The 15,431-nt window shown below is 45.9% G+C and carries 13 protein-coding genes and 1 tRNA gene; 4 read left to right on the top strand and 10 right to left on the bottom strand.

Annotated elements, in window-relative coordinates:
- Positions 1–8: 8 nt before the first annotated feature.
- Positions 9–545, bottom strand: a complete 537-nt coding sequence (locus tag AC1EKL_RS03860; protein WP_480189636.1) for a dCTP deaminase/dUTPase family protein — start codon at positions 543–545, stop codon at positions 9–11.
- Between the two features lie 121 nt (positions 546–666).
- On the opposite strand from AC1EKL_RS03860, the gene AC1EKL_RS03855 reads away from it, so the two are divergent.
- From AC1EKL_RS03855 to AC1EKL_RS03840, 4 genes are all read left to right on the top strand, one after another.
- Positions 667–960: a GNAT family N-acetyltransferase gene (locus AC1EKL_RS03855; RefSeq protein ID WP_480189635.1), complete on the top strand. Its 294-nt coding sequence runs from the start codon at positions 667–669 to the stop codon at positions 958–960.
- Positions 961–975: 15 nt separating this feature from the next.
- Entirely contained in the window at positions 976–1,659 is a 684-nt protein-coding gene (rpiA, locus tag AC1EKL_RS03850; RefSeq protein WP_480189634.1) for a ribose-5-phosphate isomerase RpiA, read from the top strand.
- A 66-nt stretch (positions 1,660–1,725) separates the two neighbouring features.
- Positions 1,726–2,340 carry a sugar O-acetyltransferase gene (locus tag AC1EKL_RS03845; protein ID WP_480189633.1) on the top strand — a complete coding sequence of 205 codons (615 nt, stop codon included), beginning with the start codon at positions 1,726–1,728 and terminating at the stop codon, positions 2,338–2,340.
- A 47-nt stretch (positions 2,341–2,387) separates the two neighbouring features.
- Positions 2,388–3,725, top strand: a complete 1,338-nt coding sequence (locus tag AC1EKL_RS03840) for a C1 family peptidase (RefSeq protein ID WP_480189632.1) — start codon at positions 2,388–2,390, stop codon at positions 3,723–3,725.
- Between the two features lie 61 nt (positions 3,726–3,786).
- On the opposite strand, the gene AC1EKL_RS03835 is transcribed toward AC1EKL_RS03840, so the two are convergent.
- From AC1EKL_RS03835 to AC1EKL_RS03795, 9 genes are all read right to left on the bottom strand, one after another.
- On the bottom strand, positions 3,787–6,312 hold the full coding sequence (locus AC1EKL_RS03835) for a M1 family metallopeptidase (protein ID WP_480190011.1): 2,526 nt from the start codon (positions 6,310–6,312) through the stop codon (positions 3,787–3,789).
- A gap of 11 nt (positions 6,313–6,323) precedes the next feature.
- On the bottom strand, positions 6,324–7,202 hold the full coding sequence (locus AC1EKL_RS03830; RefSeq protein ID WP_480189630.1) for a prolyl oligopeptidase family serine peptidase: 879 nt from the start codon (positions 7,200–7,202) through the stop codon (positions 6,324–6,326).
- Between the two features lies 1 nt (position 7,203).
- On the bottom strand, positions 7,204–7,881 hold the full coding sequence (locus AC1EKL_RS03825) for a 2,3-bisphosphoglycerate-dependent phosphoglycerate mutase (protein ID WP_480189629.1): 678 nt from the start codon (positions 7,879–7,881) through the stop codon (positions 7,204–7,206).
- A 111-nt stretch (positions 7,882–7,992) separates the two neighbouring features.
- Positions 7,993–10,197: a glycoside hydrolase family 3 C-terminal domain-containing protein gene (locus AC1EKL_RS03820; RefSeq protein ID WP_480190204.1), complete on the bottom strand. Its 2,205-nt coding sequence runs from the start codon at positions 10,195–10,197 to the stop codon at positions 7,993–7,995.
- 100 nt (positions 10,198–10,297) lie between these two features.
- A tRNA-Leu gene (locus AC1EKL_RS03815) sits at positions 10,298–10,382 on the bottom strand.
- A 42-nt stretch (positions 10,383–10,424) separates the two neighbouring features.
- Positions 10,425–10,895 carry a SprT family protein gene (locus AC1EKL_RS03810; protein ID WP_480189627.1) on the bottom strand — a complete coding sequence of 157 codons (471 nt, stop codon included), beginning with the start codon at positions 10,893–10,895 and terminating at the stop codon, positions 10,425–10,427.
- Positions 10,895–13,066, bottom strand: coding sequence for a Tex family protein (locus AC1EKL_RS03805; protein ID WP_480189626.1), 2,172 nt, complete (start codon positions 13,064–13,066; stop codon positions 10,895–10,897). Before AC1EKL_RS03805 ends, AC1EKL_RS03810 begins: the two co-directional genes overlap by 1 nt.
- 17 nt (positions 13,067–13,083) lie before the next feature.
- Positions 13,084–13,911 carry an ammonia-dependent NAD(+) synthetase gene (nadE, locus tag AC1EKL_RS03800; RefSeq protein WP_480189625.1) on the bottom strand — a complete coding sequence of 276 codons (828 nt, stop codon included), beginning with the start codon at positions 13,909–13,911 and terminating at the stop codon, positions 13,084–13,086.
- 12 nt (positions 13,912–13,923) lie between these two features.
- Entirely contained in the window at positions 13,924–15,387 is a 1,464-nt protein-coding gene (locus tag AC1EKL_RS03795; protein ID WP_480189624.1) for a nicotinate phosphoribosyltransferase, read from the bottom strand.
- Between the last annotated feature and the right edge of the window lie 44 nt (positions 15,388–15,431).

Genomic DNA, 15,431 nt, shown 5'->3' with positions numbered 1-15,431 from the left:
AATCCCTCTTATTCTTTGGTTGAGCCGAACCCACCTTCCCGAACCGCTTGTGGTTGCTCTTCTTCATCCGCCGTTAAATATGGAACAAAGATTCCCTGCGCGATTCGTTCACCTTTTTTGATGTGATAGTCGGTCAACCCGTAATTAATTAATTGAACGAAGATTTCTCCCTCATTCGCTGGATTATCGTAGTAATCCGCATCAATGATCCCGACGCCATTTGGTAAAATCAGGCGCCGTTTCAGAGGCCCACTCGACCGGTTAAAAAGCATTAATACCTCGTCTGGTTGCATGTAAGCTTTGATGCCGGTGGGTACCAGATAAGGCTTCAAACTCTGATCACCAGCAGTAATATCATCCACCGTTAATTGGTCCTGGTGATGAATTTTCCATAAAGTTTTAATAAAGTTTCCCTTCCAAATGGACGGTAGAACAAAGTCTTCCGCAGCTTCAAAGTCGTAGCCTGCAGCTTGTTTAGTTTGCCGCTGTGGAAGATGCAATCCCGCCTTTGCTTTATGCGAAACAATTTTAAATCCGCGTTGCATAATTTCACCCCGTTTATCTGATTACTTATTAATTGTAACATGAACTTTGCTTGACTTTTATTATTAAAACAGTGACAATTTAGTGTGCAAAAAGAGATCGTTAGAAAGGAGTGCGTTTCGCATGCACTTGGTCGTTGCCGAGGACAATATTAGTGCCCTGACGGATGATCAGCAGTGGGCCGGAGAAGTCAGCTTCTCACCGGTAACCCCTGACAGTAATCATGTCGTCGTTGAACGAGTTTTTGTGGTTCCAGAATTCCGCCATCAAGGGCTCGCCAGCCAGTTAATGGCACGCTTTGTTCAGCTTGCCGCAGCAAAGCAGTGGATTGTCAAAATCATGTGTCCCTATGCCAAGCAATATTTCAAGTTGCATCCGGAAGCACAATCCGTCCTGTTGCCACAAGATCGATTTTAAAAGGAGATTATGATTATGGATCAAAATGAATTAAAAGCCCAAGTGGGTAAGGAAGCCGTTAAGTACATTCAAGACGGCATGATCGTTGGACTAGGAACCGGTTCAACCGTGCGTTATATGGTCGACGCCCTTGGTGAACGGGTCAAAAATGAGGGCCTCAAGATTGTCGGGGTAACCACTTCTAACCGCACTACGAAGCAGGCTGAATCACTTGGTATTACTATCAAGGACATTGATGATGTTGACCACATTGATCTTTGTATCGACGGAGCTGACGAAGTCGATGATGACTTTAACGGAATCAAGGGGGGCGGTGGTGCCCTACTTTGGGAAAAGATCGTTAACAACGCCTCAACTAAAAAGATCTGGATTGTTGATCAATCCAAGTTAGTTTCCCGGATTGGGGACTTTGGAGTTCCTGTGGAAGTCATTCCGTTTGGTGCTCAACATGTCTTTAACACCTTTGAAAAGAAGGGTTACAAGCCAGTTTGGCGAATGGATGGTGACCACAAGTACCGTACTGACGAAAATAACTTCATCATTGATATCCACCTTGGTCAAATCGATGATCCCCATGCCCTTGCGGAAGATCTCATTCACACCGTCGGGGTGGTTGAACATGGTTTGTTCCTGAATCGCGTTGATGATGTGATTGTTGGTCGTGATAACGGTCCCGAAGTTTTGCACGCAACTAAATAGTTATTAATTTCCAACGCTCATCAGTTTATTCTGATGGGCGTTTTCTGAAAAAGGAGTTTACTCATAATGGAAGAAAATACACGCAGAATGCTGAATGGTCAGCCCTATCGACCAGATTCTCCCGAATTAGACGCTTTCCACGAAATCGCTCACCGGCTTTGTCAAGATTACAATCAATTACGGGATACAGACACGACGCACCGCAATCAAATCATTGACCAACTGATACCCCACCATGGGCAAGAACCATACCTGCAGGGGCCAATCCAATTTGATTACGGTCGTTTTTCCACCGTTGGCGATCATTTTTATGCGAATTTTAACCTGACCGTCTTGGACACCTGTCCAATTACCATCGGTGATAACGTGATGCTAGGGCCTAACGTCAGTCTAATCACGGCTACCCACCCGCTTCGCTGGCAACAACGTAATCCCCGTCAGCAAAGTGACGGCACCTTTACTGATCTAGAACTGGGACAACCAATTAATATCGGCAATAACTGTTGGTTTGGCAGCAACGTGACCGTTTGCCCCGGTGTCACCATTGGCGACGGTTGTGTGATCGGTGCCGGTGCAGTAGTGACCCATGATATGCCCGCGAACTCTTTAGTCGTCGGCGTTCCTGCACGAGCAGTTCGCCAAATTACCGAAAACGACCACCTAGATTCCTACCCCTACTAAATAAATACGGTATAATGGTCTTTAATATCTTTAAAGGAGTGATTTTTGTGAGTTTTAAAATTACTAATGATGATCTTCAAGACTTTGCCCAAGATTATCACAACCGACCTGCTGCGAAGGTCTTAGAAAATGCGGTCACCACGAATGGGGTCCGTGCCGCCAGTTTTAATTGGCATTCCATCGCGGATGATGCACCAGTCTTTTCGATTGACCTCGCTACTGGTGACGTCGCTGATCAAAAGCAATCTGGTCGTTGCTGGATGTTTGCGGCTTTAAATACGATGCGTCATGGGATGCAGCAAAAGTTTAACTTGCCAGATAACTTTGAACTATCCCAATCCTATGCCTTTTTCTGGGACAAATTTGAAAAAGCCAACTGGTTTTACGAAAACATTATTAACACCGCTCAATTGCCGCTTGGTGACCGTAAAGTAGCTTGGCTATTAGAAACACCGCAACAAGACGGTGGCCAGTGGGATATGCTGTGCGCCCTCATCGAAAAGTACGGTGTCGTGCCAAAGACGGCAATGCCCGAATCATACAATTCTAGCCGGTCCAATGAAATTAACGCGGTCCTAAATAACCAACTCCGGCATGATGCGGTCGTTTTACGGAAGCTAGTCAATGATCAGGCAACGGATGATGAAATCAACTCCATTCGTAAACAAATGCTCAATAACGTTTACCGGATGCTTGCCTACGCATTTGGCGAACCAGTAACTAAATTTGACTTTGAATACCGGACAAAGAAGGATAAAGAATACCATCGCGACGCAGATCTAACTCCTCAAGAATTCTTTAAAAAGTACGTTGGCTGGAACCTGGATGATTACATTTCAATCATCCAAGCCCCAACGGCAGATAAGGAATATGGTAAGACTTACACAATCGAAATGTTAGGAAACGTTGTTGGTGGTCGTCAAGTTAAGCACCTTAACTTATCAATGGCCGATTTTAAGCAGTTAGCAATCGACCAGTTAAAGGGTGGCGAAAGCGTTTGGTTTGGATCAGACGTCATTAAGTACTCCAACACCAAGCATGGCCTGATGGCTTTGAATACTTACGATTATGAAAAACTCTTTGATACAGAATTAACCATGACGAAGGCGGAAGCCTTAGATTATGGAGAAAGCATGATGGATCACGCCATGGTTCTAACGGGAGTTGACCTGGTCAATGATCGATCAACCAAGTGGAAGGTCGAAAATTCCTGGGGTCCAAAAGTTGGTACCAAGGGTTACTTCGTTATGAGTGATTCCTGGATGGACCAATACTGTTACCAAATCGTGATCAATAAGAAATACCTTAGCGATCAATTAAAGCAAGCGGCGGCTCAAGAACCAATCGTGCTGAAGCCATGGGACCCAATGGGAACTTTAGCTTAAATAATTTGACTGAAAAAGGCGACCAGCAAAAAATGCTGATCGCCTTTTAGTATGCACTTTACTAATGAACCGCCTTTTCAATTGCGACATTGACCCCGTTCTTTTCGCTTTCCACGAGGTTAACGCGGCTCCGAATAACGCTCGTATCCATTTGGATTTCACGGGTTAAACCAGGAGTATCAAGTTTTGGAGTAAAGAACTCTTCAAACTCTGCCAACCGATCAGGTGTATGGAACACCCCAGCCGTAACGGTAATAAAAGTGGCAAATTCCATGTCACCACCCACAGTAGATTCGAGCCAGTTCCATTCGTTCCGTAGCCAATCCCAGGCCAACTGTTGACCGGCATTATTTGCTAACACCCCTCGGTACCAAGCACGCAAGTCTTGCGGCTTGATCAAACTTGCGTCTTCAAATTGATTAACCAAGTGGGCTAATAATTCTGGATCCGTGACCTTAGTGGTTGCCAAGCATAAGTCTTGTTTTAAACCAGGATCGGTTGCCGTTTGGTACTCATGAATCAGCTGGCCGAACAACTCAGTGGTACCAAAGTTCTCAGCCTCATTTTGTAAAATCGCTGGCCGCACCGCAGCTGGTAACTCTGCCAAAGAAGCTGTCTGCTCAAAGAGTTCATGAGCGCTTTGCATGGCAGCCTGATTCTTGGCGTACAAGGAAGCCATTAGTACAAGTGGCCGGGTTAATTGATCGTCATTGCTTTCTCCAGCAACCGGACGCCAACCTAACCGTTCTACCTGGTAGTGACTGAGCTGATCAAACAATTGACGTAAATTGTCTTCCTGCATCGTTCCCGGTTCAACAAACTTCTTCAAGGCATTCGCAATCTGATACAGGACCGTATTGACAATGGCTGAATGACTATCCTTAAAGCGGGCTAGTAATGGAACAATTGACGCGTAGGTAACTTGATTTCCTTCCGCCAGCAAGCGTAAATCTTGTAATAATTGCAGCTGAGTAATGTGATCGAGCTCATCTACATGATCCAAAAGATCGTTGAGCAACGTCTCATCATACTTCACGATAAAGTGTGAATTATTGCCGACATTCAAGCGGAATGGTTGCCCATTCGCCTGCCGCAATTGTTGGTAATCACCTAAGTCGATATCAGCATTATCCATAATCTCTGGTGCAGCATCATAGTTGGCATTCAACGGAATCTTCCATAAACGACCTTGGTCCTTCCCGGCACCGATAAAGAATTGTTGCTGATGGAGTTTCAAATGGCCATCAACAACTGACGCGCTTACCACTGGATACCCCGGTTGGTTCAACCATGAATGCATAATGTCACCAATCTGCATTCCAGAAGCCTTGCCAAGGGCAGTCCACAAGTCATCACCTTGTGCATTGCCATATTGGTGATCTTGGAAGTACTGCTTTAAGCCCTTTCGTAACGCATCGTCGCCCAATAGTGACCGGACCATAACCAACATCCGCGAACCCTTAGCATAGACAATGGCACCATCAAAAATGGAGTCAATTTCCGCTGGGCTATCGACATCCACGTGAACAGACTGAACTCCATCGGTCGCGTCCCGTTGCAAAGCCATTGGCACTTCACTGGTTTGGAACATTTCCCAAATCTTCCATTCCGGATGAATTGCGTCAACAGAGAGGTACTCCATCATGTTGGCAAAACTTTCGTTTAACCAGAGATCATCCCACCAGTTCATCGTAACTAGATCACCAAACCACTGGTGTGCTAATTCGTGGGTAATTACAGTCGCTACCAATTGCTTGTTATCGAGGGTTGTGTTATCTGGATCTAGCAATAAATATGCTTCCCGGTACGTTACTAATCCCCAGTTTTCCATTGCCCCCGCGGAAAAGTCTGGCAAGGCCAGTTGCCAAGAATGTTCTAGTGGATATGGCGTCTGATAAAAGTCTTCGTAAAATTCAATTTCCCGTTTAGCAATGTTCAGAGCAAAGTCTAATTCCTTCGGTTGGTGCGCTTTCGTCGCAAACACACCAACTTGGACCCCACTCTTCGTGGTGGTAAGTTTCTTTTGCATCTCGCCAAACGCAAAGGCAATCAGATACGTAGACATTTTAACTGTCCGCTTAAAGTAGTGCACCCCGTCCGCGACCTTTTCTTCGGGCATGTTAGCAATAATCGTTTCATTTGGTTGTTCATCATACTTAATTGCTAAATCAAAGGTTGCTTTAGCGGCTGGTTCATCGACACACGGGAAGGCTTGCCGCGCGGCCGTTGTTTCAAATTGGGTGCCGATTAGTTCCTTTTGTTGACCATTAACCTGGTAATACGATGGATAAATCCCCATCATCGTATCAGTTAAATCAGTGTGGTACGCAATCCGGACCGTAACTGCTCCCGGTTGTTCAACCGGTAAACTGATGGTTTCCGCCTGATCATCAACCTTGAAGGAAACTGCCTGACCATTTACGGTTACTTCATCAACCCTCAAAAATTTTTGGTTCACCGCAATTTGCTTTTGGCGGGCATCACCGGTAATTGTTGTAATTCCTTTAATCGTCTTCGCTTGACGGTCGATATCCAGGTAGACTTGATAGTTACTTGGTACAAAATCCGTTAATAATCGTTTACTCATCTAAAAGCCTCCTATTCTTCCTGCTCTGGATGCTCCACTGGAACCAAAAATTCTTTGACAAGGTCATAAATCCGTTGACTCCAGAAATCACGTTCATGATTGGCTCCTTTAACCCGGTACGCTTCGACTGCCACCCCATGTTGTTGCAGTACATCATACATTTCTTCCATCTGGTGGTACGGGACCACTTGGTCAGCATCACCATGCATTAAAAGGAATGGCGGGTATTGCTGCCCAGCTTTAACCTGATACAACGGGCTCATTTGACGCTTGATTTGGTCCCACTTACTCTTGTCACGACCAAATAACGAGTATTGCAAAATATCTGATCCTGGAACCCGATCAGCATTCTTGAATGTATCGATCACATCCGTCGGCGCAAAGCAGCTTACCACCGCATTAACGGCATCTGACTGATCTTCATATTCAGCCGTTTTATAGCGGGGATCATTGGCCGGTAACCCAACCAACAAGGCAGCATTTGCTCCGGACGAAGTGCCCCAAATAGCGACCCGCTTTGGGTCAATGGAATATTTATCTGCATTCGTCCGCAAGTAACGAATTGCGGTCTTCACATCTTCTAAAAAGGCTGGGAAAGCGTGTCCATCCAGTGAATTCCGGTGCTGCACTGTCGCAACGATGTAGCCAGCTTTCACGAACTGTACTAATTGTGGAATCTCTTCCCCCATTGTCGGTAATCGCCAGGAGCTCCCCTGTACAAAAACGATCAGAGGCCGGGGTTCACTGGTGAGATAATCATAGCGTTGTGACCAGGGTGCCAAAATGTCCATTTTAACGGCTTCGCCATCAACCGCTGAGTAAACAACGTTTTCAATCAACCGCACCTGGCCCTTCATCGTGGGGTTATTTTTAAGCTCATGAATTGGCATCTTAATTCTCCTTCAAAATTTCTTTGTTCATTAACTGCAGCCGTTCATCAAATTGATAAACAATTGGCTGACCATTTGGTACTTCCACTTGATCAATCTGATCATCAGGGATCTGCTCAATGTATTTAACTAGCGCCCGGAGCGAACTACCATGAGCAACAATTAGTTGGTTCTTATTATCTAAGAGACGGGGAGCAATCTGGTCCTGCCAGTACGGTAAAATTCGTTGCAACGTCATCTGGAGGCTCTCGCTTAATGGCTCTTGAACGCCGAGGCGATCATAGCGCCGTTCGTGCTGGCGATGGGCTAACCGCGGTGGAACTTCAGTATATCCACGACGCCAGCGATGGAGTTGCTCTGCTCCGACGCGTTGCTTCACGACCGCCTTATTTTGCCCACTCAAAGCACCATAATGACGTTCGTTCAGCCGCCACGTTTTGTGGATTGGCAAGTACAGCTGATCAATTTCATCCAGAACAATGTTAGCCGTCATAATCGAACGGCGCATGTATGAGGTATAAACATCGTCAAACAAGTATCCACGTTGGCGTAATTCTTGACCGACTTGGTGACCTTGGGCAACTCCTTTAGCCGTCAAAGGTGAATCACTCCACCCCGTAAAGACATTATCCAAGTTGGCTTGGCTTTGCCCATGTCGCACCATCACTAACGTTGCCATTGCTTTCTCCCCTTTCGTCATGGTCTTATTTTACCACCATCATTGAGATTGAAAAGTAACTAAAAACGTACGCCATCTTCAATGGACAGCGTACGCTCCTGATTATCCTTATTATGCATTCGCTAATTCAATAAATTTCTGAACCATTCGTGGATCAATATCTGCCATCACTAATGAGCGTAATGGAATATTTTCAAAAATCTGCGCACTATCTGATTGGAGGATGGCCGCTAATTGACGCCCTAGGCCTGTTTGCTCCAAGGCAGATTTGATTTTCGGCGATTGGTGGTTAACTATGTCTGCCACATACGTTTCCTCCGTCACCTTTTGAAGCGGATCTTGCCCAAGTTCATAGTCAAAGCTCTGCTGCAGCCGAATATCTTCGACTGAACTACCGACGGAAATTTCATAACGGCCATTATCCGCTTCCCACCTCTTTTCAGTGGAGTTATACCAATCAAATGCGCGCCGTTCTAATGTCCGACGAATCGTCTTGCTTTCTCCCGGTTCAAGGCTCACCTTCACAAAGTCACGCAATTCTTTAGTTGGCTTTTCAACCTTGCTAACCCGGTTTCCAACGTATATTTGCGCAACCTCGCGACCTGGCATATCTCCGGTATTCGTCAACTGAAATTCAACTTGGACTTGGTCATCCTTGACTTCCACCTTTAAATCACGGTAACTAAACGTGGTGTAGCTAAGACCGTGCCCAAATGGGAAGCGTACCGGCAGCTGTTTGCTATCATAATAGCGATACCCAACAAATAGTCCTTCATGATAATTTTCTTCATTCTGCTCACTATCAAAGGTGGGATAAGTTGGGTTATCCGTCAACCGCAGTGGGAAAGTTTCACTAAGTTTACCAGAGGGGTTCACCTTCCCCGTTAAAATATCCCAAGTAGCTTCACCAACGGCTTCCCCAGCAAGGTAGGTTTCCACAATGGCGTTGACCTGATCTGCCCACGGCATTGCCACAACAGATCCATTTTGTAAGACAACCGTCACATGATGATTGACTTGAACCAGTTTGTTCAATAAGGCCACTTGGTTTTCTGGCAGGTCAATTGTGTTCTTATCAAAACCTTCAGATTCCATTTCTTCTGGGTACCCCATAAAGTAAACGACTTGCTGACTTTGCTGAGCGAGGCTCACAGCAGCCGCCGTTAGATCATCATCGACCACATCGTTAGATAGCTGATAACCTTGAGCATAACTAGCCGTTTGGGGCATGGCTGATAACGGTGTTACCACCTGATGAGCATTGACATGGGAACTGCCACCACCCTGATACCGTGGCCGGGCCGCTAATTCGCCGATTACTGCCAGTGAAGACTGCTTATCCAGTGGCAACTCATGGTGTTCATTCTTCAATAACACAATACTGTCATCTGCCAACTTACGGGCAAATTCATGATGAGCATCTTTATCATATGATTCGACTGCCCCTTTGGTGTGCCACTTGGCCACCATCCACAGCACCCGCAAAGCACTCTTATTCAGTACTTCTTCATCCAGTCGGCCATCCTTAACCGCTTCAACAATCTCATCAACTGAAGCTGCTCCCTTACCAGGCATTTCAAGATCTAAGCCCGCTTGAAGAGCTGCTACGTGATCCGCAACCGCACCCCAGTCGGACATGACTAATCCATCAAAGCCCCATTCATCACGAAGAATCCTGGTCAACAAGCGTTGATTCTGTGAATTTAAAGTACCATTAACCTTATTATAAGAACACATAATGGTCGCCGGATGAGCTTCTTTAACTATCCGTTCAAATTGAGCCAGGTAGATCTCCCGCATCGTCCGCTCATCCACGTTGGATGAATTCGTGAACCGTTGGTTTTCACGATTATTAAGCGCAAAGTGCTTAACCGAGACCCCAACTCCTTGACTTTGCACACCCTTCACGTAAGCCGTTCCCATTCGTCCCGCTAGCAGTGGGTCTTCTGAGAAGTATTCAAAGTTTCTTCCAGCTAAGGGACTACGCTTAATGTTCACACCGGGTCCTAAAAGTACTCCGACCCGTTCTGCTTTAGCCGCAATCCCCAGATTCTCGCCTAACTGCATTAACATATCATCATCAAAAGAGCTGGCTGTGAGTGCTGAACATGGGAAACAAACGGCATCCACACTATCATTTAAGCCTAGGGCATCGGCATCATCCGCCTGCTTACGTAAACCGGACGGGCCATCCGTCATCATCATTTTATCCACACCTGGAACAGTTGCCGTAAACCAAAAGTCGTGCCCAGTGACTAAAGCTGCTTTTTCTTCGAGAGTTAAGCCTTCAACAAAAGTTCGATTAATCTTAACCACGTGCTCATCACTCCTTTTATTTCTTATGGTCATTATATCGCTAATCATTCAAATTTAAGTACAAAAAAAGGACCATGACTTTCGTCATGATCCTTTGTTATGCGGCCAAGAGGATTCGAACCTCCACGGTCTAAACGACCACAAGATCCTTAATCTTGCGCGTCTGCCAATTCCGCCATGGCCGCATCAACAAATAGTATCATATCAAAAATACCATTCATTGACAACTATTTTTTCGCTTTTCTTTCTTTTTCCAGTCGGAACCGTCCGCCACAACGGGCACAATGAAACCGATTGGTATTAAAGCGCCGCTGCCGAGGCAGCAAAACGCCACAACCCTGACAACGATATAAATAACGGTAATTCCGGTGTCGTTTAGCCTTGCTGGTAGCAGGGGCGTACCGTGAACCACCAACTGCTTGCAACAACCGTTTGAAGTCCCGATCTCGGTGGCGGTAACCACGCCCCGCTAGATGCAGGTGATAATGACACAGTTCATGAAGAATAACCCGCTTAAGGTTCTCTTCATCAAATTCTTCCAACATTAACGGATTGATATCAATATGGTGATCTCCTAAATGATAACGCCCACCAGTTGTTCGTAATCGTCGATTAAAGACCACTTGATGGCGGAATGGCTGGTGAAAGAATTGCTGGGAAAGCTGTTCCGTCAATTTTTGTAACTGTTCGTTAGTCACTATTTACTACTTCCCGGTTCAATCATTGTTAATTGAATCCGTTGCCGGTCATGATCTACTGAGAGTACCCAAACATCAACGATATCACCAACGGCAACAACTTGACGGGGATCCCGAATAAACTTCTTGGTTAATTGAGAAATATGCACTAACCCGTCATGCTTGACACCAATATCCACAAACGCCCCAAAATCGACGACGTTACGGATGGTCCCTTGTAACTTCATCCCTGGTTTTAAGTCATCCATCGTCATCACATCAGTCCGTAATAGTGGTGCTGGAAGTGAATCACGGAGATCACGTCCTGTTTTTTGCAAATCAGCGACAACATCTTGCACTGTCGCCAGACCATGTTCATCATTGACAAATTCCTGATCATCCAGCTTCTGCAACTTAGCATTTACTGAGTCAGTTCCCAACTCATCCAGGGATACCCCAGCTGCTTGTAAGATTTCCTCGGCTAATGGGTAACTTTCGGGGTGAATATCAGTATTATCTAACGGGTTCTCACCATCAATAATCCGTAAGAAACCAACCGCTTGTTGGTAAGCCTTTGGTCCTAACCGTTTCACCTTCTTTAATTGTGTCCGATTCGTGTAAGCACCATGCTCATTCCGGTAGGCAACGATATTTTTGGCAATCGTTGCTGATAACCCTGAAATGTACGTTAGCAGTTGGTAACTAGCGGTGTTTAAGTTAACTCCAACCCGGTTAACAGCCCGTTCAATTACCGCAGCTAATTCAGCCTTTAATTCCGTCGTTGGTAAATCGTGCTGGTATTGGCCAACCCCAATCGCTTGGGGATCAATCTTAACTAACTCGGCCAACGGATCCTGGAGCCGCCGACCAATACTGATGGCACTCCGTTTTTCAACCGGCAGATCAGGAAATTCATCCCGCGCATCTTGGCTCGCAGAATAAACGGACGCTCCAGCTTCGTTCACAATCACATAGTAGACCTGCCGATCCATCTTTTTCAAAGCCGCCGCCACAAACTGCTCTGATTCTCGGCTGGCCGTTCCATTCCCGATGGCAATCATTTCAACATGATACTTGTTTAGCAGATCAATCAGTTGCCCCTCTGCTAATGCCCGCTCCTTTTCTGGAGCTGGTTTATGCGGATAAATTACCGCGGTTGTTAAAAGCTTCCCGTTAGGGTCCATTACCGCCAGCTTGCATCCAGTCCGGTAGGCTGGGTCAAAGCCCAGAACCACTTTGCCCTTGATTGGTGCTTGCATTAATAAGTTATACAGATTTTCGCCAAAGACCTTAATGGCTTGCTCGTTCGCCGCATCAGTTAGCTGCCGCCGCATTTCCCGTTCAATCGACGGTTGTAAGAAACGCTTATAGGCATCCGCCGCTGCTTCCTCAACAAATTTAGTAGCGTCATTTTCAGCATGCGAGCCGATCAAACGGAACTGGAGGTAATTCAGCACTGTTTGTTCATCCGAAACCACACTGACCCGTAGGACCTTTTCCTTCTCTCCTCGGTTGATTGCCAATGTTCGGTAAGAAGTCATTTCCTTAACTGGTGAGGAAAAATCATAGTATTGTTGATAGACCTTGAGTTCATCATGCTCCTCACCGTTTTTCTTGAGTGCCGTGTGAACTTCACCATGATTAACAGTATAGTTACGCAGCCATCCCCGGACGGAAGTCATTTCACTAATCGCTTCAGCAAGAATTTCGTGGGCGCCAGCTAAAGCATCTTCAGCAGTTTCCACATCTTCATTGACAAATTCTGCTGCCCGCGTAGCTAAATCTTCATCTGGATAGGATAAAAGCCAGTTAGCTAGTGGTTGTAACCCATGTTCACGAGCAATTTGCGCCTTGGTGCGGCGCTTTTGCTTGTATGGCAAGTACAAGTCTTCCACACTTGGTAAGTCTTCCGCATTTAAGATCGCCGTCTTTAGCTTTGCAGTTAACTTACCTTGCTCTTCAATACTTTTAATGACGGACTGTTTCCGTTCAAACAGCTCATTAGCCTTGTGGTATTGTTCCTGAATCCCTTGAAGTTGAACTTCATCCAAGGTCCCCGTCATTTCTTTTCGATAACGGGCAATAAAGGGAATCGTATTCCCCTCATCCATTAATTTTAAAGCCGCCTCAATCTGGTGGGCTTTAAGTTCCGGCATTGCAGTCGTGACTGCTTTAATTACGCTAGTTTCCATCAATTTCTCCTGTCTACTTACTTTCTCCACCATTCATCATGGGGACTTACTGGAAGGTGACGTTTATGACGTGTCTTCGTGTACCATCCTTCAATCGTCTGTGCGGCGGTTGCTGAGACTTCTTTTCCTTCCAAATAATCATCAATTTCGTGATAACTGACCCCCAAGGCTTGTTCATCCGGCAATGCGGGGCGATCCTCCTCCAAATCGGCGGTTGGCGTCTTTTCATATAAGTGGGCCGGAGCCTTTAAATATTCCATTAAGGCCCGTCCTTGACGCTTATCTAAACCGCTGAGCGGTGTTAGGTCTGCCCCACCATCACCAAACTTCGTGTAAAAGCCAGTCACTGCTTCGGCAGCATGATCCGTTCCCACAACTGCGCCACCAAATTCACCGGCAATGGCATATTGCACAATCATCCGCTGTCGCGCTTTAATGTTGCCCTTATTAAAATCGGAGATGTGACTCCCTGCTGTTGTTAGGGCCGCGACCATTGCATCCGTTGCGGGTTTAATATTGACCCGAATCGTGCGGTCTGGATGAATAAAATCATTGATTGCACTCATGGCATCCGCTTCATCGGCTTGTTCACCATATGGTAACCGCACGGCAATAAACTGATATTGCTGACTAGTTTGCTGACGTAGCTTTTCCACCGCCATTTGGCATAGCCGGCCCGCTAATGAGGAATCCTGTCCACCAGAAATTCCCAACACCAATGTTTTCATTCCTGTAGACTTCAGATAGTCCATCACAAACTGCATTCGCCGCTGGACTTCCGTGGCCGGATCAATTTGTGGCAATACTTTTAATTGCTTGATAATCGCTGCTTGTAGATCGCTCATCACTGTCAACTCCTAATGTAATTTACGGACCTTTTCGTGGATCTGTTGGATCATCTTCATCTTATTGTCATAGCACTTTTGTGAGAGATCAACTGGATACACTTCTGGATTCAAATCCCGTTTATATTCATCCCACAATTTATCAAGGTGGTGCTGCTTGGCCGCGCGAATTTCTTCCAAACTAGGTTCGGTATAAACCTGCTGACCATCAATAAAGATATCTTGCAAAAGTGGTCGGGCTTCAAAATCAACCACCGTTTTGTTTAAAAATGTGTAGTTCGGGTCAAACATAAATAGCGAATCGAGTTGCCGTGGATCCTCATCGCTTAATGTGACATAGTCCCCTTCACTCTTGCCATCCTGCCGATCCGTAATCCGCCACACTTGGTGTTTCCCAGGAGTCGACATCTTGGCAACATTATTCGAAAGCTTAATCGTATCCACCATCTCGCCCGCATCGTTTTCTACGGACACCATCTTGTAGACTGCACCAAGGGTTGGTTGGTCGAATGCGGTAATTAATTTGGTACCAACTCCCCAAGTATCAATCTTGGCGCCCTGCATTTTCAAATTAGAAATGGTCTTTTCGTCTAAGTCATTGGAAACAATAATCTTAGCATCTGGGAAGCCAGCGTCGTCCAACATTTCCCGCACCTTTTTGGAAAGGTAGGCCATGTCACCGGAATCAATCCGGACGCCGACAAAGTTAATTTGGTCACCCATTTCTCGAGCAACTCGAATGGCACTTGGCACCCCACTCTTCAACGTATCGTAGGTATCTACCAAGAAAACGCAATCGTGATGAGTTTGCGCATACGCCTTAAAAGCTTCATAGTCATTTCGATAAGTTTGCACTAGCGCGTGAGCATGCGTCCCTGAAATTGGAATCCCAAATAGCTTTCCGGCGCGAACATTACTTGTGGCATCAAAGCCGCCGATGTAAGCCGCCCGGGTCCCCCAAAGTGCCGCATCAAATTCTTGAGCCCGTCGTGTCCCAAATTCCATGACTGTTTGATCACCAACAATCGATTTGATCCGGGCCGCCTTGGTGGCCACCATAATTTGATAATTGATGACGTTCAAAATGGCCGTTTCCACTAACTGAGTTTCTAAAAGGGTCCCTTCAACTTGAACGATCGGTTCATGATTAAAGACCAGCTCACCTTCCGCCATGCTGCGAATATTACCGTGAAATTCAAAATGAGCGAGGTAATCTAAAAACTCGTCATTAAATTGACCAGTAGAACGCAGATATTCGATATCAGAGTCAGTAAAGTGCAATTGGTTAATATACCGGATGATGTGATCTAAGCCCGCGAACACTGCATAACCATTTTCAAAAGGCATCTTCCGGAAGAACGTTTCAAAAACGGCCCGCCGATTGCCAATCCCCTGCTGCCAATACGTCTGCATCATCGTGAGTTCGTAAGCATCCGTGTGCAAAGCTGGACTATCATCTGGATATAGGAATTTCATGATTTTCTCCTTCAAATTAAAAACAGCCGGTAAGTAACATCCCA

This window comes from Limosilactobacillus sp. C0001E2 (assembly GCF_056590915.1).
Note: the sequence above shows the minus strand (reverse complement) of the source record. Positions and strands in the feature narration are given on the sequence as shown.

Coding starts and splice junctions, on each gene's coding strand:
- AC1EKL_RS03860 (WP_480189636.1), bottom strand. CDS start 545: ATGCAACGCGGATTTAAAATTGTTTCGCATAAAGCAAAGGCGGGATTG.
- AC1EKL_RS03855 (WP_480189635.1), top strand. CDS start 667: ATGCACTTGGTCGTTGCCGAGGACAATATTAGTGCCCTGACGGATGAT.
- rpiA (WP_480189634.1), top strand. CDS start 976: ATGGATCAAAATGAATTAAAAGCCCAAGTGGGTAAGGAAGCCGTTAAG.
- AC1EKL_RS03845 (WP_480189633.1), top strand. CDS start 1,726: ATGGAAGAAAATACACGCAGAATGCTGAATGGTCAGCCCTATCGACCA.
- AC1EKL_RS03835 (WP_480190011.1), bottom strand. CDS start 6,312: ATGAGTAAACGATTATTAACGGATTTTGTACCAAGTAACTATCAAGTC.
- AC1EKL_RS03830 (WP_480189630.1), bottom strand. CDS start 7,202: ATGCCAATTCATGAGCTTAAAAATAACCCCACGATGAAGGGCCAGGTG.
- AC1EKL_RS03825 (WP_480189629.1), bottom strand. CDS start 7,881: ATGGCAACGTTAGTGATGGTGCGACATGGGCAAAGCCAAGCCAACTTG.
- AC1EKL_RS03805 (WP_480189626.1), bottom strand. CDS start 13,066: ATGGAAACTAGCGTAATTAAAGCAGTCACGACTGCAATGCCGGAACTT.
- nadE (WP_480189625.1), bottom strand. CDS start 13,911: ATGAGCGATCTACAAGCAGCGATTATCAAGCAATTAAAAGTATTGCCA.
- AC1EKL_RS03795 (WP_480189624.1), bottom strand. CDS start 15,387: ATGAAATTCCTATATCCAGATGATAGTCCAGCTTTGCACACGGATGCT.